This window comes from Actinacidiphila oryziradicis (genome assembly GCF_005047355.1).
In the GTDB taxonomy this organism is placed as follows: domain Bacteria; phylum Actinomycetota; class Actinomycetes; order Streptomycetales; family Streptomycetaceae; genus Actinacidiphila; species Actinacidiphila oryziradicis.
Map to the genome: position 1 here is coordinate 12,361 of NZ_SUMC01000068.1, position 21,651 is coordinate 34,011.

A 21,651-nucleotide genomic window follows, 5' to 3' on the forward strand; every position below is an offset into this window, starting at 1 on the left:
TTACAGGTAGGGCAGCACTTCCGTGCTGAGCAGTTCCACCGACTCAAGTGCCTCTTCGATCGGGGCTCCCGCCCAGTGCACGCGGAGAATCAGCTCGGTAGCGCCCGTCCGTTTGCGCCATTCGCGCAGGACGAGCAGACAGTCGTCGGGGTCGCCGATCGCGAATCGGTCGCGGGACAGCTCGGCGAGCTCGGCGTCGAAGCGGTCGCCTGGGGGCAGCACAGTGTCCTGCCCCCAGCTCCTGTAGACGTCGTACTTGGCTGCAAGGTGGCGGCGGGCACGGGCAGTGGCCGTGGCCTGGTCGGGCGCACAGACAACCTCCCGCATCAGCGGCACATCGACCGGCTCCGGCAGCCCGGCCTCGGCCCGGACGGAGTGGAACAATTCCAGTTGCCGCTCCACCGTCGCCATCGCCGCATGCGGATTGATCATCCAGGCGTCACCGAGCAGTGCCGCCCTGCGTACCGCATTGTCACTGTTGGCCGCGAGCCACACCGGCGGCCGCGGTCGCTGTACGGGTAACACGGACAGCCGGGCGCCGTCGAGCCGACACCAGGGCAAGTCAGCGTCCACTGCCTCGCCCGCCCACAGCCGGGTCACCAGATCCAGATTGCGAGTAAACCGGTCGACGCGTCCGCCCGCGGTCACCCCAAAAGCCTCATATTCCACATCCCGGTAACCGAGTCCCGCTCCGAATACCAGCCGCCCGCCGCTGAGAACGTCTGCCGTGGCGTATGCTTCGGCCACGTCCACCGGATTCTGTAGCGTCAGCAGGCAAATGCCCGCACCCAGCCGCATATCTCCGGTGACTGAGGACAACAGGCCCAGAAGAGGAAGCGGCTGGAGATGGGCCATCCCCTCACTCAGATAGTGCTGAGCAACGAAGACAGAATCCCAGCCGGCTGCACCTACCGCCTCGACTAGGCGCAGGTGATCCCTCAGCGCCGTGGACGCGGACTCCGTCGGCACGTATTGCAGGGTGAGGTTCAGCCCGATACGGACATTTCTCGGACGCTCTGTCATGAGCGGTCCGTTCCAGATCGCCCGCTGAGCAGCTGTGACACTAATCGCCAGACACCAAGCATGTTCCCCCGCTCCCCGACTGCGGCCAAGTGACCATGTCGCCTGGCTCGATCCTCGACCCGCACACATCATTCGTTCAGCTATGCAGCGAGACGAGAATCTATACGACGTGCACGATCCGGGGCAGTGGGTTTTTTTTCGGCCAACAGGCCAACCATAAGATATTCACAGATAAAGGACAGAAATAGCCTCAGGTCGAGACCGAGGCAGCACGCAGCGGCCTGTACCGCAGACCCATGCCCAGGTAGAGCCGCAGAGCAGCGTGATTCCAGTCGTTCACCATGAGTGCCGCCGCCCCGTGGAGTCTCAGCGCCTCGGCGAGGAGGAAGTTGCAGACCTGTCGTCCAAGTCCTTGGCTCCGGGTCTGAGGCTGTACGGCAATGCCAGCAAGAAATCCGACAGTTGGCGCGGACCAGGCGAGAGCACCCACCGCGGCGAGTCGGCCGCCGTCATCCCGCACCCCGGCCCACCGCTCGACGCCTGGAACCCCTGGCTTCGCGTACGATGCCGGGAAGCTGGCCTCCACCAGTGTTTCCACTTCCGGCAACGTGGTCTCCGGCAGCCATTCGGCCCTGCTGGGGCCCGGCACGGAACAACCGGCTGGACTCGTACAGTCCATCCAGCCAAAACTGCCCACATGATTCAGCGTTGGGATCCCATGGACAAGCGCGTCGATCAGAGCGCTGTCGCCAAGCGGTCTGTAGGTCGGGCCGACTTTGGCCAAAACTCGGCGCACCAGCGGGACCGCGGCGTCAGACGCTCCCCAGACCGCCAGCCGATCCCGCGACGATAGTGCCGGTCCGGCAATAGCTACCGCACGCCGATCCTCGCTCGCCCACGCGTAGCTGTAGCCATCGAGCCCCTGGGCAGCCCACATGCACAGCATGTCGTTACCGCAACAGGCTTGCAGGTCCTCACAGCTGTTGATCTCCCTCATGGCTCGATTCTGCCGAAGACCCCCAGCGGTAGCGGGCCCTATGCCAACTGCGGACCACAGTCGCGGTAAATACCGGATTTACCGCGACAGGGCCTCTACCCTCGGATCGGCACCCCCGCGATGGCCTCGCGTGTTCGATCGAGCATGATCATCAGCACCGGGGGCGAGGTGTACGCATTTACCGCGACAGTGCTGGAGGGCGGACGAGAGTGGCGATCGAACATGCGGCCGCGTCGGAGACCGGGGCGCGCTCCGTCTTCCGCGCGCCCGTGTCGTGCCCCTGGCCGCCGGTCCGGCGACGTACGCCTCGGCGATGGACCGGTACCTGACGGCGGCGGGAATCACGAAGGGCTCGGCGCGGGTCTACCGGATCTCGCTGACGAACTGGGCCTGGATGCTGGCCGGCACCCCGACCCCGATCGGTCCGGCCCGGCGCGGCGCGAGACCACCAGCGCTGGCACTCGCCGCGCTGGACGACCCCGGCCTGCCGGAGGTCCTGGCCGAGCTCGCCGCGGCCCGCGCGGACGAGATGGACGCCGACACGGTGAACCGCGAACTCTCGGTGGTGCGCAAGGCGATCGGCTGGTGGCTGCGGCAGGGCTGGATCAGCGTCGACCCGACGTTCGGCATCGAGCGTCGGCCCTCCCCGCCGGACAAGACCAAGGCGCTCTCCCTCGCGCAGGTCGCCGCCGTCTGGCGCCTGGAGGACGTGAGCTTGCGGGACAAGACGCTCTGGCGTCTGCTGTACGAGTCCGCGGCCAGGGCCGAGGAGGCGCTCTGCCTGAACATCGAGGACCTGTTCACCGCCGACAAGCGCGGCAAGATCAAGGCCAAGGGCGGCGCGATCGAGTGGATCCACTGGCAGTCCGGCGCGGCCCAGCTACTGCCACGCCTGATCTCGGGCCGTACCGAGGGACCGCTGTTCCTCACCGGGCGCCGGGCCCCGGACGGCACGCCCAGCCTCGACGTCTGCCTGGCCACGGGGCGTGCCCGGCTGTCCTACCGGCGAGCGGAGGAGATCTTCGAGGAGTCCACCCGGCTGCTGGCCAACCCGCTGGCCCGGCCCGAGCAATGGGCTGATCTCCAAGGCTGGACGCTGCACCGCTGGCGCCATTCGAGCCTTACGCACGACGCTGAGGGCGGCACCAGCACACCGATGCTGCTGGCCCGCTCCCGACACGCCTCCGTGCGCTCGCTGGAGCGTTACGCCCGCCCCGGCGTCGACTCGGTCGCGCGCCACGTCGCCTCCCGGGACCCCGCTGCAAGGCGCCGCTAACCAACCGCCTGACCTTCAAGATCATCTCATTGCCCCTTTTGGGCTTACCAGCATCATGCCCCGTTCCGGCCATCCGGGATGATCGAGTGGCCGACGAGAGTGTCGAACATCCATTGGAACTGGTCAACGACCCACTTCACCGAAGCGCTGATGGCGTCCACGAACTTCGTGATCCAGCCGATCACCGTTGTGAGGACCGGTACCAGGACCCCGATCGCCACCGCCAAGGAAGTCCTGAATGGATCTTCTACACCGCCCGAGCCAGGTGTCCGGCGGCATGGCCCAGCGCGCCGCTCTCGCCCCGGCTGGTCCGTGGCGGCCGCACCCGGCGGTGGGAGCCACGCCTGCCGGCCGCCCTCGCCGCACCGCAGAGCGCGGCCGCCCCCGAGTATCCGCGGGCGGCCCGGTTTGCCCCGGCTGCACCTCTCGACCAGACGGTTTGCCAGGTGATCAGGTTCGGCCGGATGGCCTCAACGGGCTGTGCACGTCACTCCGCCCGATGGGGCTTGTGACCGGCGACGCGCAGTCGTGCCTCGGTGGGCAGGCCGGTCGAGCCGATGGAGTCGTGGGCGTGCCGCAGCGGGCCGTCGCACAGCGCGTCGAGGACGGAATCGGGTGACCCTTGCGGGGTGAGGGTGAGGTCGACGCGGGCCTGGGGATGGGCAGACCGGCCGGTGATGCGGGCGTCGGCCCGCTGGACGCCGGGCAGGCCGCCGGTTTCGGCGGCGATCGCGTAGCCGAGGGCGCGGTCGCGCACTTGGACGCCTTGCTGCGGGGGTGTGCCGCCGACGGGCATGCCGCCGGGGTGGGGTCGGCGCAACTGTGCGATCAGCCACCACAGCGCGAGCAGGGCGACAAGGGCGAGGGCGGCGATGACCGCCGGCCACCACCACCAGCCCTGGCTGCTCCAGCGGGCCTGGTCGGCCGAGCTGAGCAGGAAGTCGTTCGGTGAGGTGAGGGGCCAGCCGGCGGGCGGGGTGAGATGCCAGTGCCGATAGACGTCCAGTCCGGTGGCGAGGATCAGCAGACTGCCGCCGAGCAGCATGAGTCCGGCCAGGGCCAGCAGGATTCGGTTGAGCACGGTTCGCAGCTTCATGGTTTCGGCTCCGGGGGCGGCGTGCGCTGGGCTTCGGTCAGGTGGCACGTCGCCGTGCGCGCACCACCAGCCGTGGGGGACGGCACAGGGCGAGCCGGTCGCGTTCCTCCTGGAGGGCGGCGGTGAGGTCGTCCTGGACCTGGCTCGGGTCGCGGAAGCGGACGTCCGCGCGGGCCTTGATGCGGTGACGCCGCACCCGGACCCGTGCCCGGCTGACGCCGGGGACCCGCAGCGCAGCGTCGCGCAGCAGACAGGCGGCCCCGTCGCGATCGAGTGTGGCCCGCAGGCGGGGCCGGGGCCAGCCCGCGGGTGTCCGCAGGGGCAGCCGGCGGCGCAGGCCGGGGGTGAGTGCCAGGACTATCAGCCACAGACCGAGGACGGCGGCGATGGCGGCTCCGGTGAGCATCCACACGTCGTCGACCGGGCGGGAGGCCAGTTCGTCGGCCAGGTGCCGACGCCAGGCCGCCGCCGGGCGTCCGGCCCGTACCGCGATGACGTCGCACAGCACCGCACCGGCGGCAGCGAGGATCACCAGGGCGACCAGGGCGGCCGGGACGCGGCGCGAGGCCCAAGGCCGGTGCGAACCGCGGCGCCTGTCACCACCCGGCGCCGGGCCCGCCCGCGGCACGTCGTGTTCCGGCGAACCGGCCCCGGCCGGCTCCTTGGCCAGAGCCACCTTGTCAGGCCAGGGCGGTCCGGAGGCTGGGGTGGAAGACCCCGGGGCGGAGGTCATCGGGTCCTCCTCTTCGCGCGGCGGGTATAGGCGGCTGTATGGGCCGCCCGGCTGGCGGACGACGTCACGCCCCAGCGACCGCCGACGAGCACGCGGCTCACCTGACACGTCCTCGGTCCGGACGACCGCCGGTCACCAGCCGCCGGACGGTCAGGGTGACCTCGGCTACGCGCAGGCCGGTCAGCCGGGTCACCCGCTCGGCGACATCGCACTGTATCCGCTGGGACACGCGGGCGATGTCGATGGGATAGGGCAGGTCCAGCGACAGGCCCAGACGCGCCGATCCGCCGTGCGTAGCCGCGGAGGCGTCGGGCAGGCCTGTCCCGCGGCGGCGGTCGGGGGACAGGCCCGCCCACTGCGCCTGGGCCGTACGGGCTGCCCGAGCGGCGACGCGAGCCACCACCCTGTCAGGGATGACGGTCGCGCCGCGTTCGGCTGGCGGCGGAAGGTGCCCGGCCTGCACCGGTTGGCCAGCGGGTCCGGCGCCGGGGATACCGGCGGAGCGGGCGTTCACCGCTGCCGCCGCAGGTCGATGTCGCCGCGCAGGACGAGACCGACGAGCAGGCCGATCCCGCCCAGGAACGCCACCAGGACAAACGCCCAGAAGCCGCCGAAGTAGCCCGCGAAACCCAGAGCCATCCCCGCTGCCAGGCCCACAGTCACTGTGTCCATCGCTCACTCCCATCTGACGCCCAACAGCTCGTGCTCGCCGCCGCCGGGCCGGGGCGCGGCGGCGGACCGTTGCAGCTCATCGCACGCGGCCCTCTTCTGGTTCGCCCTCTTCGTCCTCCTCGGGCAGGTGCACGTCGTCGACGACGATGTTCACCTCGACAACCTCCAGACCCGTCATTCGCTCCACGGCGGCGATTACGTTGGCGCGCACGTCCCCGGCGACGTCGACGATGGAGACGCCGTACTCGACAACGACGTCCAGGTCCACGGCCGTCTGACGCTCCCCCACCTCGACCTTCACTCCGCGGGTGACCCCCGCGCCCCCACCGGGGACGCGTTCCCGGACGGCGCCGAAGGCCCGGGCCAACCCCGCGCCGAGGTTGTGGATGCCAGGTACCTCACGGGCAGACATGCCGACGATCTTCGCCACCACACCGTCCGCGATGGTGGTCTTCCCCCGTGTCTCCGGAGGTACGTCGACGCCGCTGCGGCCCTGCAGCGTCGCTCCGCCCACCCCGGGCCGGCGCTCTTCGCCGGCGTTGATGCGATTGGTGGTCTCCGTCATGGCAGTCACCTCGATCGGTCGATGGGGCACCCAGCGTGATGCCCGTCGAAGGATTGGACACATCCCGGCGCTGGCCATCACACAGTCCAATGTGCGCGTCACAGTTTTCTGGGCGGGCACGCGCCTGAACGGGAACAGGGAATCGGCGCCACCGCGACAGCGGACGGCGCGCGTATTGGTCTCCCGGGATGGGAGCGGGTGATGAGCGAACTGGCCGGGCCTCCCCCGCCGGAGCCCGAACTCCCCGACACACTGCTGACGGTGCGGGCCGCCGAAGGCGACGAGGACGCCTTCGCCGTCCTCGTGCGACGCCACGGCCGCCCCCTCCTCGTCCTGGCCTTTCACATGCTCGGCAACGCGCAGGACGCCGAGGACGCCGTTCAGGACGCCTTCGTCAGCGCCTGGCGGCGGCTGCCGGAATTCCGCCGCGGCGCGGCGTTCACCACCTGGATGTACCGGATCACCGTCAACCGCTGCCTGAACGCCCTGCGCCACCGGCCGCCGCCGCTCCCGCTGGACGCTGTGGCCGAACCCGCCGCGGTCGAGGCGTGCAGCTCGCCCACCCGTGCCGCCGAGCAGAACGCGGTCACGGACGCCCTGGCCACCGCGCTCGGCGAGCTGGATGCCGGACAGCGGGCCTGCTGGATCCTTCGGGAACTGCACGGCCTGCCCTACAAGGAGATCGCTCAGGTAACGGGTACCAGTGAACAAACGGTGCGCGGCAGACTGTTCCGAGCACGCCGGTCCCTGAAGGAGGCGATGGCCCCATGGCGCTAGAGGACCAGTATCCGCAGACACCCGGCACCGGCCCGCCGGGGCGCCCCGAGCCCTCCGACGGCTCGCCCCTCGACGCCGCGGCCCCGCTCGCGGGCGACGAGTCGCTGACCTGCGGGCGCCCGCTCAGCCACGCCTGGGAACAGGCGCGGGACGCCGGGCCGACGGCGGATCCGCACACCGCCTCCTGCCCGTACTGCCGCGAGGCCGTCGAGGGACTGGCTGCCTTGAACGAGGCCACGCGGGCGTTGCGGGCACAGGAGCCACCGAGCGTCCGGACCCTCGCCGACCGCATCATGGGCATCGTCCGGGCCGAGGTGCGGCTCGGACGGATGCTGCCGCTGGACGACCCCGCGCTGGATCTGCGGATCGCCGAGAACACGGCGGCGAAAGTGCTGCGGCAGGCCGCGGACACGGTGCCGGGGGCGAAGGCTGCGAGCTGCCGTCTGGTCCCCACCGGTGACGGCACCGGCGTGCATGTGGCCATGACCGTGGCAGCGGCCCTGGACCACCCGCTGCCCGACCGCGCGGAGCAGGTGCGCCGATCGGTCCTCGACGCCGCCGGTCAGTCCCTGGGACTGGCCGTGACGGGCGTCGATATCGAGGTGGTCGACGCACTGGAGCCGCCCGTGCCCCCGGTCCGGGCAGACTCCGGACCAGCCGAGTCCGGCGGTACGTGATGACTGCCCCCGACACCGTTCGCAGCGTCGCGGCCGAAGCCGCACTCACCGTCTCCGGCGTGACCCACCTGCAGCCCGGCCTCGCCCACCGGCTCGCGGGAGCCGCCTCCCGTACGTGGCCTGACACGGCGGCGGCACTCTCCCCGCCCGCGGCGGGCGTCCGCGTCGACCGGCCACAGGACGCCTCCGGCTGGCACGTGGAAGTGCGCTGCGTCCTGTCCGAAGGCCACAGAGCGCTCGACGTCGCCCGGAACGTCCACGCCCGGGTCCGAAGCGCTGTCGTCTCCCACCTCGCCGCGCAGGGCGCCCCGGACGCCATCGCCGTCACGGTGACCGTGACCTGCATAGCACCGGACGGCCGGCACCTCAGCCGGTGAACGGCCCCACGAGGCGGCAGCGCGCATTGCCGTTGACCCGGGACACGAATGTGGACAGGCTGATCGTGTGACGGCCGGTGCAGACGATCTCCGCCTGTGGGACGCGGCAGCTTCTACCTATGCTCAGCAGGTGGCGGCGCGGTCGACAGCTTCTACCGACGTTTCTCCGGCTTTCTGTGGGACCATCTGGGAGATGTCTCCGGTCTTGACATCCTGGATCTCGGATGCGGCCACGGCTGGTTGGCCGAGGAGCTTCGACCAAGCGGGAGCTAACCAGGTAAAAAGTCCCAGGTCGGGCGAGGCCAATTGGCCCCGATCCGCGGGAAGCTACACGGAACGCCCTGCTCGCCGCCGTCACCACGCACCAGCACGTCGCCGTCGACTTCTCCGGCCTGACCTTCTGCGACTGCGCCGGGCTGGGCGCGCTGCTGAGCGCCGCCCGCGCCGCGAGAGCCAGCGGCGCCGACCTGCACCTGCGCGCAGTGCCGCGCGCTCTGGCCCGGCTTCTTCGACTGTCGCACACCGGCGGTGTGTTCACGATCGAGTAACGACGATGGTCGCAAGGTGACGTGAAGAGGGCTGTTCTGCCGCTCAGACGCCACCACAGCAAGTGGGAGCACCTGGCCGAGGCCATCGACGCCGTCGCGTCCCTGGCCCCGACCGCGCTGCCATGCGGTCATCACCCACCAGCCGGACCGCCAGGCCAACCGCTCCAACCTCAGCCGCGAACGTCGTCGTGAGCGGACGTGCGGTCAGGACATCGCCGGTCAGATGCCCGGACGCGTGGCATCGGCGATTCGAGGCGGCGGATGGTGGATCCTGGGCCCGCAGCGGCGAGTGCTCTGGCGTCCGGGCGCCGGCAGGGGCAGGCTCGGGGGGAGACAGCCCAAGGGAGACGCGAGCGTGGCGATCACCATCGTCGGAGCGGCGGCACAGTTGTCCGCGCGGGCGTACGGGGCCGGCGACCAGGAGGTGGTGCTCGCGCTGGTGGAGGCCGACCGGCTGCCGGGGCAGCCGGAGGCAACGCCCGCGATGCTCGCCCAGGCACTGGCCGGGCGCTCGCCGGTGGACGGCGGCTGGAGTTGGACAACGTCCGCACGGATGTCGTGCACGACCAGTGCGGGCGGGTGCGGGGGGTCGTCTCCTACGCGAAGCGCCCGGGGGACGGGGCCGGGCTGATCCTGTGGCTGCACGCCGAGGAGGAAGACCAAGCAGTCGCCGAGGCCCTGGTCGGCCACGCGCTCGGCCAGCTCGGGCCGCGCACGGTTCTGTAACTCGCGGAGGACGGCGTAGAGGGTCAGGCCGGCGCAGGGACTTTTGGGTCGAGCCGCAGGAGGGCGCAGAAGGCCTGGGCGAGGGCTGCGAGGGTTACGTGCCGGTGCCATCCGAGGTGGCTGCGGCCTTCGAACGGACCTCCCCCTGCTGCCTCACCTGCCCGGGCTCCGTCACATCCCAGTGTCCGCCCAGCCGCGTGGAGACGAGCAGGTCAAGCCCGCGCGGTCGTCACGCAGTGACTCACGCTGTCACCGTCGCCACAGACCGCTGCGGACAAACCAGCGGGCAAGGCCGAGGGAATGCTCGGGCCCCTTACGACCTCGGGGGAAATAGTGATCGGCCTGGTGGGGCCGTGACATGAGAAGGACCGCACGGGTTAGGTGAGTTGTGAAGCTGACCTGGGCCCGTGCGGTCTGTTCCCATCCTGCCCTCTCCGGTGTCTCCCGCGCGGATCCGTGGCCGGCCCTGTGCCCTTGCGCGAGGTGCCCGGCGCGGCGGACGCCGGGCCGGACCTCGATAAACCGGGGCCGGCGGTCACGCCTTGAGCCGCCGCAGGAAGTGCGGGAGGGAAGGCGACGCCAGCCGGGCGTCAGCTGGCGTGCCGGTGGGCGAGCGCGGCCGGGATCACGGTGCCGGGCCCGAAACGATCACTGGCGCCGGTGGAGTCGTCAGCTGGTGAGCTCACCGAGGAGCGCCGCGAAGCGCTGGAGGAGATCGACCCGTCCTGGTGCGGGCCTGGCCCGTCACCTGGCAACGCTGCTTGCACCCTGCCGCCTCCGCCTGGCGGCACAAACAAACCAGGAAAGCTCACCAGCGGTTGGGCCGGGACAAGCTCACGAGGGCGCAGCAGTCGATGTACCGAGGACGAGCGAGAAGCCCGCGCCGAAACCCAGCCACGCTGACAAGTGGGCCGTCAACATCGCGGCCGCCGCTCAGTTCCGCGAGCGCGAAGGGCACCTGACCCTGCTTGGGAAGCACATCGAGGTTTTGGACGACGGCCGGGCGGTAAAGCTCGGCATCGGACTCGGGATCCGCTGGACCTGAAGTGCAGCGCGATCCAGGAGCGGCCTGCTGGGAGGCCCGGCGGGCCGCTGTGGTGTTGTCAGTTGTTGCGTCGGTGGTGCCGCACCTGCTCGTTGTTCCACGCGATGGCCCGGTCGAGCTGCTTCCGGGTCAGGCCGGTGGCCTCGATCATGTCCTTGATGCTGAGCCCTTCGGGATGCTGGTCGAACACGCGGCCCATCTTCCCTGCCCACTGCTCCTCTTCGATGAAGGGGCGGTGTTTGTATTCTTCTTGGAGCTGAGTCATGTGCTCAGCGGAGCAGGCGGTGAGGCGACGCTTGCCGTCGAACTTCGGGTCGAACGGGTGGATGAGCGAGGAATCGGGCGCGAAGCCGTACAGCTCGGAGCCATCGGAGATCGCCATCCCGCACAGGTCACACAGTTCCGGCAAGGCCTCGCCGGTGCTGGCGTCGTCGTCCATATCTCCTGGTGGGTTCGCGAGCGCCAGGTCCCGCCAGGCGGGACCCGGGCCGGCACCTTGCTCCCTGGGTCGCTTCCAAGGTCGCTTTCCGGGTTGCCACGAGATCCGCGCGGCGGCCGCCGAATCCCGGCCTGTGAAGCACTGGAGGACCAAGGCGGGCCCGGAGCACGCGGCGCTTTGGCCGTCTCGTCCGGCGAGTCGGACGATCTCGGCCGCGCGTAAGCCGAGGACGGTGCCCGCAGACGCTGCCGGAGCAGCCACCTGTGCTCGGTTCATGCCCTCAGGCGTGATCGACCAGGCTCGCGTGGCCCTTCACGCGCGCGCAGTGGGCGCAGCAGAAGATCTGCCCGTCCGCTTGCAGACCATGGCCCAGAATGCGGCACTGACAGTTTTCGCAGATCGGCGCCAGCCGTTGGGCCGCGCACTCAAGACTGTCGAAGGTGTGCACCCCTCCGGCGGTGCGCACCTCGAACGTCAGCTCGTAGTCGTTGCTGCAAACCTCGCACACGGCCATAAACAATCACACCTCGCTACACCGATGGGCGGGAAGCCCGTTCACTGCCCGACACCCCGCCGCAAGAATGCGGGAAACTAGGCCCCGCTCTTCGGCGGCGCGAAGGGCTCCGCCCCCAAGTGGCTCACCGCAATCACTCAACCGGCTGCGAACTGCCGGCCGTGTTCACGGCGGCTGGCCATGGGAGCGCGGCCCGTGGAAAATCGCCAGGCACCGTTCACATGTCTCGAACCCTGCTTGGATCCCTGTCCGGAAACTTCGGGGCGCCTCAAGACGGCATTTGCGCTCCGTCCTGGACAAGGTGGTCCGGACCGAGATCCCGCGGGTGCTTCCCAGCGGGCGTGGTTGACGAAGGCGTAGTCGGCCTCGCCGGTCGGCTGGAGCACGGTGGAATTGTCCAGGCCGGTCTCCGGCGCGTACCAGCCCGCCAGGTGCTCCCACCGCTCGAGAGCCACCTCGGGGTCCTCCGCGACGAAGTAGTTGAACAGGAACAAGCCGGGACGGCTCTTGTCGACGTCGCCGATGGACCTGGCGCAGCGGGCGGTCATCACATGGGTGTCGCCGGCCGCGCGGGGCTCAGTGCGTCGAGGAGCGAGCGGTACGCCCCGGCATCCGCCACTTCGGCGGCCGTCTCGGGCGGCCCCAGCTGCGGCAGATCCACCACCGCATCAGCTGGGTCCGGACCGACGGCAGATACGCCGGGAAGCTCGTGACCTGGGCAAAGGACAGACTCGCGCTCACCGTAGAGATCGTCAAACGCAGCGACGATGCCAAGGGCTTCGTCGTGCTGCCACGCAGATGGGTCGTAGAACGCAACGGGGACCTGCTGGGGCCCGGGCCCTGGTCCGTGGCGGTCCGCGACGCCGAACGCGGCCTCGCCCAGTGGGCGCTGGCCTACGAGCGCCGCCACCGTCATCGCGGCCGCCCAGCGAGGCCCCACCTGACCCGCCCCGATCCAGCGAGACCGCCGGCAGCTCATAGCCCCAGGGCCAGGCGTCCCTGGCTCCGCTTGCGGGCGCCCGCTTGAACCCCGGCCGCCCCATTTCTTGCCTGGCCCAAGCCGGGTGCCGGGAGCGATCCGGGTGGCGGGGCGGCGCCTGCCTTCCGCTGGCGTTCAGGGCCGGCGGGATGCCCGGGCGCTGCAGGCAGTCCGAGCGGGGTGGGGGCGCCGCTGTTCGTAGGTCCACAGCTGGTCGATGAAGGCGAAGCCGAAGGAGTCGAAGAGCTGCGGGGCGGCCTGGCTGTCGGGGACCGTCTCCGGGAGGTCTTCGACGACGAGGGCGACCTCGGTGGCGCCCTGCTCGGCCAGCAGGGCCAGGGCCTGGCTGAGCAACTGCTGGGCCAGGCCGCGACGGCGCCGCGCAGTCAGGGTCTCGATCCACCACACGGTCGCGGTGTGGCCGGGCCCGACGCTGACCAGGGTCTCGGCGACCGGCTCGTCCGCCTCACGGATGATCAGCCGGTAGCCGGGAGGGAATTCGCAGGGGAAGACGTCGGCGACCAGCTTGGCGGGCAGTGCCTCGACGGGCAGCGGGCGGTGCAGGTAGCAGCCCTGGCGGCGACCGGTGAAGCCGGTCTCCAAGAGCGCGTCGTGGGTGGCGGCGCGGCAGGTGCGGGACAACCCGCCCGGGCCCAGGGTGTCCGGCGGGGCACCGACGAACGCCTCGACCAGCGGGCAGCCGGCGAGCACGGCCAGGGCATGACGGAGCAGGGCACGCAGGGCGGCCGGGTCCTCTCGGGCGTGCAGCCAGCAGATCAGGCCGACCGGTACATCAGGCCACGCCAAGAACACAATGACGCCGTGGGGCCGGTCCTGGGCGTCGGCCAGCACACTGATGCACGGCTGGGCAGGTGCCACCCAACCAGCGAGGCGGGACGGCCCACGCGCGGCGTCAGCAAGCATGTCCCGGGTGCAGCATGGCTGACCCGGCAGCCGGTCGGCGTTGATCAACTCGCGCACCACCGGCTCGTCCTTGGGGTGATACGGGCGCACCGCCGACCCGCTCGCGGGGCGGGGAGAAAAGGTTCCTTTGTCCTTTCTCATGCTGCTGGCCCTCTTCCGACAGCTGCAGGACTTATGTCTTTCAGCGTGCCGCGTTCAGCTTGTTCGCAAACGGGGGCCCGCCGCGGCAATCTGCAGGACGTGGGGTCATGCGGCGGGCGTGACCTCCTGGGTTTCGGTCAGCACTGCGCGGATCTCGTCGCTGACCGGCTTGTGGATGGGCAGCGTCAGGTGGCCGACGCCGTGGACGAGCACGTTGCGGGCCTGAAGGTCGGGGTGGTCGATGCGGGCCCTGCCGGCGGGGATGACGGCCTCGTCCAGGTCGCTGTAGAAGGCGACGAACCGGGTTCGGCAGCCCGCGGCCGGCTCGACGAGCTCGGCCAGCAGTTCGCTTCCCGGCCGAAGCTGGCGCAGCAGCGGGTGGGGTGGGGCCAGCAGGGCCGTCGCAGTGCCGCCGTGCGGCGTCCCGAGCGTGATCACCAGCGGCACATACGCGTCTCCGCCGAGCCGCTGCACGTAGTAGCGGGCGATCAGCCCGCCCAGGCTGTACCCGATCACGCAGACGGGCTGCCCGCCGCTGCGGGCGCGCAGCCGCTCGACCTCATCGCCCAGCGCCCGGGCCGCCACGCGGATGTCCGGGGTGAGCACGCTGTAGCCCACCGCGGTGACCGGGCCCGCGCCGCAGCCGCGCAGCCCGCGCCGCAGCAGCGTGAACACCGACGCTCGATCGGCCAGTCCGCGCACCAGCAGCACCGGCATCCCCGATTCGGCCTCCGGCTCCTCGACCGGACCCGGCGGCAACCAGGAGACGGCCGGGCCGAGCCGCCCGGTGAGCTGCCGCAGACCCCAGCCGGCCAGCTCCACCGAAATCCCGGCCACGCGCCGCGCGGCCCATCCCGCCTCCACGCCGGCGCCGCGCGCCGTCGTCAGCCACGGCACCCACAGCTGCGGCCTCCACAGAATGCTCGTGGCGTCCACCTTCTCTAAACGACCCCCACGTTAATACTGCGTAAATTCATGATTACACGCGCTGCCCTGGACGTGCATCCCTCGAGTGATTACCCGCCCCAAAGGCTTTGCGCTACTCGGTGACGGCTTGGACACAGGAGTGGTGGACGAGCACCTCAGCTGGATGGACGCACCGCTCTGGGCGCCATACCCGGCCGGGATGCTCGCCCCGGTCCTCACTCCCGCCGTGGTCACGGCCGGCACAGGCGGCAAGAGGGACCACGACCGATCGACCGCTTCCCGCCGCCAGTACCGTGGAATCCAGGAGACGCTGGAGGCGCCCACCGCCCACCGCGACCACCCGCCGCCAACAGTCCCTGCCGACGAGGTAGGGAGACCCTGATGACCGCGAGCGCACGCCCCCACCTGCAGCTCGTACCGGACCGCATGGATGCCACCGGTGTCGGCGACGATGCCGACGACCGCTGCCAGCTGTGCCAGGACCCCTGGGTGCTCGTTGCCAGCGGGGCCAAGCACGACAAGAGCACACTGTTCAACGTACTGCTCGGGCGTGACGTGCTGCCGACCGGCGTGGCAGCGGTCACGGCCCTGGCCACCACGGTGCGCGTCGGCGGACCGGAGGGCCTGGTCCTCCGGTCCGCCGACCGCCGCGTGGGGCAGCACGGCGTACAAGACGGTCCGTACGCTCTGCTGGTCGCTCTGTCGGCCGCGGCCGGGATGGTCCGCGGCAACCTCACCCTGCTGCAGGCCACCGCGATCATCGGCCGGTGGGGAACCACTCACTACGGCCGCCTGTCCGGGCTCCTCGCGGCGCCCGCGACCACCGCCTCCGCACTCGCCCCATTCGCCGGCGCCGCCCTGGCCACACCGCTGGGCGGCTACCCCGTGCCTGTTCGGGCTGCTGGCCCTTCGTCTCCGGGATCGCCGCCCTGTTCGCCCTCGGGGCCGTGCCGCGCCGCCCTTCGCCAGATCGGTAACGGCAACGCCGAACCTGCGCGCCGAACCCCCGCACACGGCATCCGAGTTCCCGTACAACCACGTCCTGGATTCGGCGAACCCGCGCTTCGCGTGCGGTGACAGGAAGCAGCACGTCAGTGCTGACACCGCTCGCGGCCGCGACTCCGGAACAGCGCTATGAGCCGGGCGCCCCACCGAGAGCCCCGTAGCGGCGGGCGCCAGGCGCCTCGCGGCCAGCGCACCGTCCCGCGGACCCGCCGCGAGCTTGCTGCGGGCCCCGAAGGACACCGCGTCAATGGACACCGGATCGAGGTCCGGCAGGGAGAAGAACGAGACGGGGTATCGCTCTCAGACGATCTACTCCGCACCCTATGGCTGACCTGCGACAACCAGATGGCTATCCTGAGTACGTATCAATTGTGATGGTTCCATCGGGGATCCAGCCTCCGATGTACCCGTCCAGAAACGTTCCCAGCTCGCGCGGATAAACAACGATCGAGGCTGCTGAGACATGCGAGATCGGCCACCAGCGTACCTGCGGGAACTCGGTCACGGAACACGCCGGACCGGGCATTTTGAGGATGTAAAGGTGCGATCCTGTGTGCGCAACCTCGCCGGTGGCAGCAGAATAGCTCGCTACGCGTCCGACCACTCGTCCAATACGCGCAGTCCCCGCTATTGGGCTCTGCCGTCGAAATTCCCACAAAACTTCCACGTGTGAGGCTCCCGGATCAACATCCAACTGGAGTGGACGCCAAAACGTTCCGCTGCAGATCCACTGCAGCAGGACTTGGTTGTCACTCGACAACAGTGCGATGAGAACGACCCGTCGATGAAATCTATTCACGTGTTCACCATCACCCTGCTGCTGTACAACGGCGCATTATCTTGAGTCAGACAGGGGAAGAGCTGAGTGATCGTCAATCTACTCAAGCAAAGGTGCCGCCTCGATCGTCAGGAGCGGGCTTTGCCCTAGCCCGCCGGCGTGACGGGCTCGACCTCAGCCGGGGCCACCGACCAACTGCGGCGGCTGCTCAACATCGGCAGCGCGCGCCACACCATGCTCGCCCGCTCCTGGCCGACGTGTCCGGCCGGCCCCTGCCAGCCCTGCCACGTAACCCCCGCGACCGGGGACGTACGGCCCGCCCCGCACTCGATTGCCTGATTCCCGCGGCCTGAGAGGGCCGCATCTTGGTCTGCGGCCACCGGGCAGCCTTCCTGCAAAGGGCCGCGCTCGCCGGCGTCCCACCGCTTGGATGTCCGGCGCCCCGTCCCCCTGTGTTGCACGCGCGTCGGCATGCTGTCCGGACGAGGAGCGAATGAGCCAGCGGCGGCCCCGGTCTGGGCCCGGCATTGACGCAGGCAGGGGCCATCGCTAGGCAGCGGCGGTCGATCAGACCGGCGCGACTCCTGGTCGAAGAAGATCGACAACGACGAGTGGGCCATCCTGACCGCGCTTAGCGAGACCGGACCTGGCCGACGAGGGCGCCGTGGACACTCGGGGGCACGTTGTATGGGCGATCTTCAACGGTGACTGAGACCGCCGGCAGAGTCGATGAGGGGGAGCGCGGGCTTGCTGCCGGTTGGCGGACGACGGCCGCACAGTGCCCTGGGAATGCTGACCTCCGGATGTGCGATGGTGGGCGCCTGATTCACGCGCTGGCCCCTCGATGCCGGTCGCGTCCGCCTGCGCACGTGGTGGGGAGGCGGCGAAGGCGCACCCTAGTGCGCCTCCTCTGCGGTGCCGAGTGCATCGAAGCGCGTGTGAGTGCATCACCACTGTTCAGATGGCATGTGCGGATGCTGCGCCAGAGCGGTGCACCAGCTGCGCATCCGACGAAGGATGCACATTCAACAGTCATGCAGACAAGCGGAGTTGTTGTTGTCTATGCTGTCGCGCAAGATCACAGGGACTGGGAGGCGAGGCAATGACAGACAGCGACGCCTCCGCGCACCATTTCCTTCAGCAGATGCGCGAACAGCTCGAGGCCTTCAGGGAGAGCGCCAGAGTCGCACGGCGCCAGCGCGACGAGGCAGACGCCCGTCTCGCCGATGCCGAGGCAAGGGCGGCGCACATGGAGGTAGTCGTGCGCACCCTACTGGTCTACGGAGAGGGCGCTGAATCTTCCGAAAAGGACGAGGCAGGCGACGGATCGATCGGCCATGAGAGCTCAGAGGCCCCATCGATCGAGGAGGCCATCCTCCAGACCCTGCACAAGGGCGTTGCGCTGTCTCCTTCCGAGATCGCGCGGAGCGTCGAGGCACTCGGTGTGAGCCAGTCTCCGGGCAGCGTCCGGGCCAGGCTGAGCAAGCTCGTCAAGCAGGGGATCCTCCAGCGAGACGACAAGTCCAAGTACTCGATCAACAAGGTGGGATCGGAGGCTTTTCAGGGCTGACGAAGAGTCACTGAACAGAGATCGGCCGCCGCAAGTTGCGAGCCCACGGCGGCCGTTGGCGCATCCCCAACAGAGGGCTCACGCACCAGCCGACAGCTTAGGCTATTCGGTCGGTTCTGCGTGAGCTCTTCCCCGATCAGCCGCTGATCAGCGCGGCAGTCAAAGGACAGGACTCACGACTTGAGTACCAAATCGTCCGCTTCCGCCGGACGCACCCGGGCACGAGGCGCACAGCGCCCCCGAAGCGGAAGTGCCACACGCGCCCGCGAGGGCAAGCCGATCCCCTACGCTCTCCCGCCCGTCGGCATCCAGGCAGTCCGGCAGATGGACGTCCTGGTCGCCGCCGTCGCGACTTGCGCGACCGGCCGCTCAGCCGTCAGAACTCGCGACATCGCCCAGGCGACTGACCTGGAGCGCCGGGACATTCACCCCACCTTGCGGTTTATGACCGGTGCAGGGCTGCTGGACTCGAGCCCGGCCGGGTGGACGCCCACCGTGTCGGGCGTGCGCGTCGCGCAACCCTGGACCGCAGACCGCGCTGCGGCCAGAGCCGCCCTCGCGGAAGTTTGGCGCGACTCCTGGGCATATAACCTTCTCATTCGCTCCATCCGGCCGGGAGTCGCGCTCAGCGCGGAGGACCTCGCCGACGCCATGCGGCCTTTCAAGACGGCCAGGCTCACGCCATGGATGCAGCTCGTGGACTGGCTCGAGCTGGCCCAGTACGTCGAGCGTGGTGACGACGAGAGCCTGCGCCTGGCAAAGGCTCTCCACGGCGATCCCATGGCGCCGGATGAGGCCGGAGACGCCCCCGGCAAGGAGCAGAAGGAGCAGGATGAGGCGCGGGCAACGCCCGGCGCCCCACCGCCCGGGCTGGTCCCCCCGCTGACCATGGACCAGCTCCTGGCACTGTCTGCCGACGACTTCGGGGCAGTCACGCGCTCCCTGGCGACGATCTACGAGGTGCTCTCCCGCCAGCGGACCTAGCCGCCCTCCGGCCAGGCCCCGCGACCTGCCTCTTTCACCTTCTTGCGCGCGAGCATTTGCGCCTCGGGGGAGCCCTTCCGAAGCTGGTGTGAACTTGTACCAGTGGAGGTTTCTTCATGCCTGGCCCGCGTGCGCCCAGACCCAACCGACCCGTGCCCGACAGCGCCAGCGCGTCCGCCGCCGCGTCAGCGGACGTGACGCTGGCGTACGCCGTCGAGCAGACTGTCTCCCTCTGGACCGACATGACTTCCCGTGGACAGATATCCCCCCAGACCAACCGATCCTTCGGACAACTCCTCGGGCGCTACCAGCACTACGCCCAGTCGCGCGGTGCGCTCGCCCTCGACGACACCACCGCCGACCTCGCCGAGGATTTCGTCTTCGCCCACGGCCGCACCCGTCACGGACGTATCGGCGCATCAGCCACCGCCACCCTGCACCAGCGCCGCGCAGTCCTGCGCTCCTTCTACCGAACGCTGCGCGAACTCGGCCTCACCGACACCGACCCCACCCGGGACATCCTGCTGCCCGAACGCACCCGCACCCCCATCAGGCCCCTGGACGAGGACGAAGCCGTCGCCCTCCGCCACGCCGCAGAATACGTGGCCCGGCCCAGCCGGCACGCGGCGGCCGCGGCCCTGGCACTGTCGGGCGGCCACACCGGCGAGATCGGCCACATCCGCATCCCGCGACCTTGACCGGACCGCCGAAGCGGTGTGGATACACGGATCTACCCGCACCGACGCCCGGTGGTGTCCACTGGACCTGTGGGCGCTGCGCATCCTGTCGGCCAGGGCCGCCTTCGTAGCAAAACAGCAGCGCAACCCCGAGGACGTCCCCGAGGCCCGGCTCGCCGTCTCCTCGGCCCCGGCACCCGACGAGCAGCTCCAAGCCCGGGCCTGCGTCGCCCTGTCCGACCTGATCCGCCGCATCGGGCTCGGTGCGGACCCGCAGGTCAAACCCTCCTCGCTAACCGCTCATGCCGCAGTGCAGATCTTCGATGACACCGGAAGGATCGAGGACGTCGCACGCAGACTCGGACTACGTTCCCTGGACCGGGCCGCCGACCTCGTCGGGTACAGCTGGACCCGGTCCGCAGCCGAGGGGCAGGACGCCAATGCCTGAGGACATCTTCGGAGACGCCGTCCCCCCGGCCCAGCGCATCCCCCGCAAGCGCACCTTCAGCGACAAGGACCGCCGCACCCTCTGGGAACGCCTCCACGACTGCGCGCACAACCCCGACCTGTACGAACTGGCCGAAACCCTTCCGAAGCCAGACAGAATCGGCAGGCCCCGCGACTACCCGGACCTGGCGTTCCTCTTCTTCCTGACAGCCCGCAGCGTCCTGGCCTCCGCACGCCGCACCGCCGCGCACCTCGAGGACCCAGAGGTGTGGACCATCCTGGAGTCAGGGGTACGCGCAGCACTCGGCCCCGCAGAGGCCGCCCGGCTCCCCGAAGCAGGCCCGACCCGGTCGCAGTGGCTCCACGCCCAGCGACGGCTGCGCGACCATTCCCACGAGCTGTGGGAGGCATACCGCCCACTCGCCCTCCAGCAGGCACTCGACCAGGGAATCTTCCCCGAGGACGAGACCCGCGCCTGGAGCAACCCGCAACGGCACCAGCTCATCGCAGCCGACGGGACCGTCCTCAAGTCCCCGACCCTGGCACGAGCTGCCCAGAGCGTGGATCTCGCGACCGGCGAAATCCGCTGCCACCGGATCGACCCAGCCTCCGTGACACAGACCGAGGGCGGTGGCAATCAGGTATTCGGCCCGAAATACGTCTTCTTCTCCGCCAGAAAGGACGCCGACTACATGACCCGGGTCTTCCTCGACTCCCGGTACGTGCCCCACCTCCACCCCGGCGGAGAAGCGGCCGTAGCCGTCGACGGGGTAATCGACATCATGTCCGCCGCCCCCGGGTGCATGGGAACGCTCTACGACGGTGCCATGCGGGGCGTCCACCGTGACACCATCGCCCGATTCGGCGGCCTGGTCATCAACAAGCAGCACAAGGGAAACGACCCGCAGTTCTACGAGACCCTGCGTCGCGGTCGCTGCAGCCACGAGTTGTGGGCAGCCAACGGGCGCATCGCGGAGAAGGTCCATTTCGCCGACGGAACCACAGAGCTTGTCCCCGCGCCGGTCAGGAAACTCGAACGGCGCGGAACCCGCATCTTCCGTTGGTATCACGTTCTAACCATTCCCTGCCGCCACGGCCGACATGAATACCGGGTAGCCGTCGGGACGACGAGCCGCACGAGCGAACGACCACCCGGTCAAAGCGACGAGGAACGCGGCTTCCACCGCGCCGAGCACCTACAACAGATTCCCGAATTCACTCGCAACCACCAGTTGGTCTACCCCTACCGCAGCGACGCTGAGTCGGGCCACGCACAGCTCGACGCCTCACTCTGGAACGGGCGGCTCATCTCCTACGGAGTCGAAGCCCAGCAACTGCTCACCCTCGGCTTCGTCCTCGCACAAAACTCGACCAGCCGCGCACTGCACCAGACCGGCACCGTACTCCAGCCCACAGGCTGACCCCATCCCCCGTCCAACCACAACGCAGCGCCCGCCCGAGCCCCGATCCGGTACCCTGTGGATCGAGCGCACGGACGGGCGCTGCACTGTGTCACGCGGACCCCTCGCACCGGCACACCGCAGCCGCTTGATCCAGACGCTCACCGCTTGGCCGCGGGAGACATGGGCACGGTCTGTTCATCGACTTCCGTGCAAGGTTTCGCGCAAGCCCCGCCTCAGTAGCTCAGGGGATAGAGCACGGCTCTCCTAAAGCCGGTGTCGCAGGTTCGAATCCTGCCTGGGGCACAATGTCAGACCCTCTCTGACCAGCAGTATCGTCGGTATTACGGCCGA

Annotated in this window: 27 protein-coding genes, 1 tRNA gene and 1 pseudogene; 16 read left to right on the forward strand and 13 right to left on the reverse strand. The window is 69.6% G+C overall.

The annotated features are described in order from the left end of the window. Positions 1-1,023, reverse strand: coding sequence for an LLM class flavin-dependent oxidoreductase (locus FCI23_RS39760; protein ID WP_246144516.1), 1,023 nt, complete (start codon positions 1,021-1,023; stop codon positions 1-3). A 250-nt stretch (positions 1,024-1,273) separates the two neighbouring features. Further along, positions 1,274-2,020, reverse strand: coding sequence for a GNAT family N-acetyltransferase (locus FCI23_RS39765; protein ID WP_246144517.1), 747 nt, complete (start codon positions 2,018-2,020; stop codon positions 1,274-1,276). Positions 2,021-2,294: 274 nt separating this feature from the next. On the opposite strand from FCI23_RS39765, the gene FCI23_RS60805 reads away from it, so the two are divergent. Next, positions 2,295-3,296, forward strand: coding sequence for a tyrosine-type recombinase/integrase (locus FCI23_RS60805; RefSeq protein ID WP_246144518.1), 1,002 nt, complete (start codon positions 2,295-2,297; stop codon positions 3,294-3,296). 53 nt (positions 3,297-3,349) lie between these two features. Here the strand turns inward: FCI23_RS60805 and FCI23_RS57125 are convergent, their stop codons facing one another. The 6 genes from FCI23_RS57125 to FCI23_RS39790 form a co-directional block, all read right to left on the reverse strand. Beyond that, positions 3,350-3,517 carry a hypothetical protein gene (locus tag FCI23_RS57125; RefSeq protein WP_169317147.1) on the reverse strand — a complete coding sequence of 56 codons (168 nt, stop codon included), beginning with the start codon at positions 3,515-3,517 and terminating at the stop codon, positions 3,350-3,352. A gap of 266 nt (positions 3,518-3,783) precedes the next feature. Continuing rightward, positions 3,784-4,392 carry an alkaline shock response membrane anchor protein AmaP gene (locus FCI23_RS39775; RefSeq protein WP_136729022.1) on the reverse strand — a complete coding sequence of 203 codons (609 nt, stop codon included), beginning with the start codon at positions 4,390-4,392 and terminating at the stop codon, positions 3,784-3,786. Positions 4,393-4,429: 37 nt separating this feature from the next. Further along, complete coding sequence (locus tag FCI23_RS39780; RefSeq protein WP_246144519.1) at positions 4,430-5,125, reverse strand: DUF6286 domain-containing protein; 696 nt, start codon at positions 5,123-5,125, stop codon at positions 4,430-4,432. A gap of 97 nt (positions 5,126-5,222) precedes the next feature. Further along, positions 5,223-5,639 carry an Asp23/Gls24 family envelope stress response protein gene (locus FCI23_RS39785; RefSeq protein ID WP_246144520.1) on the reverse strand — a complete coding sequence of 139 codons (417 nt, stop codon included), beginning with the start codon at positions 5,637-5,639 and terminating at the stop codon, positions 5,223-5,225. After that, positions 5,636-5,797, reverse strand: coding sequence for a hypothetical protein (locus FCI23_RS57130; RefSeq protein ID WP_169317148.1), 162 nt, complete (start codon positions 5,795-5,797; stop codon positions 5,636-5,638). The genes FCI23_RS39785 and FCI23_RS57130 overlap by 4 nt, the downstream gene beginning before the upstream one ends. Positions 5,798-5,873: 76 nt before the next feature. After that, positions 5,874-6,362, reverse strand: a complete 489-nt coding sequence (locus FCI23_RS39790) for an Asp23/Gls24 family envelope stress response protein (RefSeq protein ID WP_136729045.1) — start codon at positions 6,360-6,362, stop codon at positions 5,874-5,876. Between the two features lie 201 nt (positions 6,363-6,563). Here FCI23_RS39790 and FCI23_RS39795 point away from each other — a divergent pair, with 201 nt between their 5' ends. From FCI23_RS39795 to FCI23_RS57140, 5 genes are all read left to right on the forward strand, one after another. Then, positions 6,564-7,139 (forward strand): RNA polymerase sigma factor, encoded by a 576-nt coding sequence (locus FCI23_RS39795; protein ID WP_136729023.1) that lies wholly within the window; start codon positions 6,564-6,566, stop codon positions 7,137-7,139. Then, on the forward strand, positions 7,130-7,816 hold the full coding sequence (locus tag FCI23_RS57135) for an Asp23/Gls24 family envelope stress response protein (RefSeq protein WP_169317149.1): 687 nt from the start codon (positions 7,130-7,132) through the stop codon (positions 7,814-7,816). The genes FCI23_RS39795 and FCI23_RS57135 overlap by 10 nt, the downstream gene beginning before the upstream one ends. Next, positions 7,816-8,193, forward strand: a complete 378-nt coding sequence (locus tag FCI23_RS39805; protein WP_136729024.1) for an Asp23/Gls24 family envelope stress response protein — start codon at positions 7,816-7,818, stop codon at positions 8,191-8,193. The genes FCI23_RS57135 and FCI23_RS39805 overlap by 1 nt, the downstream gene beginning before the upstream one ends. Before the next feature lie 305 nt (positions 8,194-8,498). After that, positions 8,499-8,741, forward strand: a complete 243-nt coding sequence (locus FCI23_RS64125; protein WP_136729046.1) for an STAS domain-containing protein — start codon at positions 8,499-8,501, stop codon at positions 8,739-8,741. A gap of 534 nt (positions 8,742-9,275) precedes the next feature. After that, on the forward strand, positions 9,276-9,467 hold the full coding sequence (locus FCI23_RS57140) for a hypothetical protein (RefSeq protein WP_169317150.1): 192 nt from the start codon (positions 9,276-9,278) through the stop codon (positions 9,465-9,467). A gap of 1,103 nt (positions 9,468-10,570) precedes the next feature. Here FCI23_RS57140 and FCI23_RS39820 read toward each other — a convergent pair. The 3 genes from FCI23_RS39820 to FCI23_RS39830 all read right to left on the reverse strand — a co-directional run bounded on the left by FCI23_RS39820 (position 10,571) and on the right by FCI23_RS39830 (position 12,013). Then, positions 10,571-10,951 carry a hypothetical protein gene (locus FCI23_RS39820; RefSeq protein ID WP_136729026.1) on the reverse strand — a complete coding sequence of 127 codons (381 nt, stop codon included), beginning with the start codon at positions 10,949-10,951 and terminating at the stop codon, positions 10,571-10,573. A 280-nt stretch (positions 10,952-11,231) separates the two neighbouring features. Further along, positions 11,232-11,465, reverse strand: coding sequence for a hypothetical protein (locus FCI23_RS39825; protein ID WP_136729027.1), 234 nt, complete (start codon positions 11,463-11,465; stop codon positions 11,232-11,234). A 137-nt stretch (positions 11,466-11,602) separates the two neighbouring features. Continuing rightward, positions 11,603-12,013 carry a hypothetical protein gene (locus FCI23_RS39830; RefSeq protein ID WP_136729028.1) on the reverse strand — a complete coding sequence of 137 codons (411 nt, stop codon included), beginning with the start codon at positions 12,011-12,013 and terminating at the stop codon, positions 11,603-11,605. 161 nt (positions 12,014-12,174) lie between these two features. Here FCI23_RS39830 and FCI23_RS58640 point away from each other — a divergent pair, with 161 nt between their 5' ends. Next, the gene (locus FCI23_RS58640; protein WP_211265664.1) at positions 12,175-12,492 is read left to right on the forward strand and encodes a hypothetical protein; all 318 of its coding nucleotides are present in this window, start codon (positions 12,175-12,177) and stop codon (positions 12,490-12,492) included. Positions 12,493-12,579: 87 nt separating this feature from the next. Here the strand turns inward: FCI23_RS58640 and FCI23_RS39840 are convergent, their stop codons facing one another. After that, on the reverse strand, positions 12,580-13,509 hold the full coding sequence (locus FCI23_RS39840) for a GNAT family N-acetyltransferase (protein WP_136729029.1): 930 nt from the start codon (positions 13,507-13,509) through the stop codon (positions 12,580-12,582). 105 nt (positions 13,510-13,614) lie between these two features. Further along, the gene (locus tag FCI23_RS39845) at positions 13,615-14,445 is read right to left on the reverse strand and encodes an alpha/beta fold hydrolase (protein WP_246144521.1); all 831 of its coding nucleotides are present in this window, start codon (positions 14,443-14,445) and stop codon (positions 13,615-13,617) included. Between the two features lie 133 nt (positions 14,446-14,578). Between FCI23_RS39845 and FCI23_RS39850 the strand changes: the two genes are divergently transcribed. The 9 genes and pseudogenes from FCI23_RS39850 (at position 14,579) to FCI23_RS39890 (ending at position 21,603) form a co-directional block, all read left to right on the forward strand. Then, complete coding sequence (locus FCI23_RS39850) at positions 14,579-14,818, forward strand: hypothetical protein (RefSeq protein ID WP_136729030.1); 240 nt, start codon at positions 14,579-14,581, stop codon at positions 14,816-14,818. Positions 14,819-15,108: 290 nt separating this feature from the next. Then, a pseudogene (locus FCI23_RS60810) lies at positions 15,109-15,513 on the forward strand (hypothetical protein); the annotation flags it as partial. 865 nt (positions 15,514-16,378) lie between these two features. Then, on the forward strand, positions 16,379-16,558 hold the full coding sequence (locus FCI23_RS39860; RefSeq protein ID WP_136729031.1) for a hypothetical protein: 180 nt from the start codon (positions 16,379-16,381) through the stop codon (positions 16,556-16,558). Between the two features lie 763 nt (positions 16,559-17,321). Beyond that, positions 17,322-17,789: an Lrp/AsnC family transcriptional regulator gene (locus FCI23_RS39865; RefSeq protein ID WP_136729032.1), complete on the forward strand. Its 468-nt coding sequence runs from the start codon at positions 17,322-17,324 to the stop codon at positions 17,787-17,789. Between the two features lie 180 nt (positions 17,790-17,969). Then, positions 17,970-18,773, forward strand: coding sequence for a hypothetical protein (locus FCI23_RS39870; protein ID WP_136729033.1), 804 nt, complete (start codon positions 17,970-17,972; stop codon positions 18,771-18,773). 152 nt (positions 18,774-18,925) lie between these two features. Continuing rightward, entirely contained in the window at positions 18,926-19,471 is a 546-nt protein-coding gene (locus FCI23_RS62635) for a site-specific integrase (RefSeq protein ID WP_169317151.1), read from the forward strand. Positions 19,472-19,487: 16 nt separating this feature from the next. Next, a complete protein-coding gene (locus tag FCI23_RS39880; RefSeq protein ID WP_136729035.1) occupies positions 19,488-19,898 on the forward strand; it encodes a hypothetical protein in 411 nt (136 codons plus the stop codon). After that, entirely contained in the window at positions 19,891-21,318 is a 1,428-nt protein-coding gene (locus tag FCI23_RS39885; protein WP_136729036.1) for a hypothetical protein, read from the forward strand. The genes FCI23_RS39880 and FCI23_RS39885 overlap by 8 nt, the downstream gene beginning before the upstream one ends. Before the next feature lie 212 nt (positions 21,319-21,530). After that, positions 21,531-21,603, forward strand: a tRNA-Arg gene (locus FCI23_RS39890). Positions 21,604-21,651: the final 48 nt, after the last annotated feature.

What these genes read in the sequence shown, in the direction of transcription:
- FCI23_RS39760 (WP_246144516.1), bottom strand. Translation starts at nt 1,023, where the DNA reads ATGACAGAGCGTCCGAGAAATGTCCGTATCGGGCTGAACCTCACCCTG.
- FCI23_RS39765 (WP_246144517.1), bottom strand. Translation starts at nt 2,020, where the DNA reads ATGAGGGAGATCAACAGCTGTGAGGACCTGCAAGCCTGTTGCGGTAAC.
- FCI23_RS39775 (WP_136729022.1), bottom strand. Translation starts at nt 4,392, where the DNA reads ATGAAGCTGCGAACCGTGCTCAACCGAATCCTGCTGGCCCTGGCCGGA.
- FCI23_RS39780 (WP_246144519.1), bottom strand. Translation starts at nt 5,125, where the DNA reads ATGACCTCCGCCCCGGGGTCTTCCACCCCAGCCTCCGGACCGCCCTGG.
- FCI23_RS57130 (WP_169317148.1), bottom strand. Translation starts at nt 5,797, where the DNA reads ATGGACACAGTGACTGTGGGCCTGGCAGCGGGGATGGCTCTGGGTTTC.
- FCI23_RS39790 (WP_136729045.1), bottom strand. Translation starts at nt 6,362, where the DNA reads ATGACGGAGACCACCAATCGCATCAACGCCGGCGAAGAGCGCCGGCCC.
- FCI23_RS39795 (WP_136729023.1), top strand. Translation starts at nt 6,564, where the DNA reads ATGAGCGAACTGGCCGGGCCTCCCCCGCCGGAGCCCGAACTCCCCGAC.
- FCI23_RS57135 (WP_169317149.1), top strand. Translation starts at nt 7,130, where the DNA reads ATGGCGCTAGAGGACCAGTATCCGCAGACACCCGGCACCGGCCCGCCG.
- FCI23_RS39805 (WP_136729024.1), top strand. Translation starts at nt 7,816, where the DNA reads ATGACTGCCCCCGACACCGTTCGCAGCGTCGCGGCCGAAGCCGCACTC.
- FCI23_RS39820 (WP_136729026.1), bottom strand. Translation starts at nt 10,951, where the DNA reads ATGGACGACGACGCCAGCACCGGCGAGGCCTTGCCGGAACTGTGTGAC.
- FCI23_RS39825 (WP_136729027.1), bottom strand. Translation starts at nt 11,465, where the DNA reads ATGGCCGTGTGCGAGGTTTGCAGCAACGACTACGAGCTGACGTTCGAG.
- FCI23_RS39830 (WP_136729028.1), bottom strand. Translation starts at nt 12,013, where the DNA reads ATGACCGCCCGCTGCGCCAGGTCCATCGGCGACGTCGACAAGAGCCGT.
- FCI23_RS39840 (WP_136729029.1), bottom strand. Translation starts at nt 13,509, where the DNA reads ATGAGAAAGGACAAAGGAACCTTTTCTCCCCGCCCCGCGAGCGGGTCG.
- FCI23_RS39865 (WP_136729032.1), top strand. Translation starts at nt 17,322, where the DNA reads ATGACAGACAGCGACGCCTCCGCGCACCATTTCCTTCAGCAGATGCGC.
- FCI23_RS39885 (WP_136729036.1), top strand. Translation starts at nt 19,891, where the DNA reads ATGCCTGAGGACATCTTCGGAGACGCCGTCCCCCCGGCCCAGCGCATC.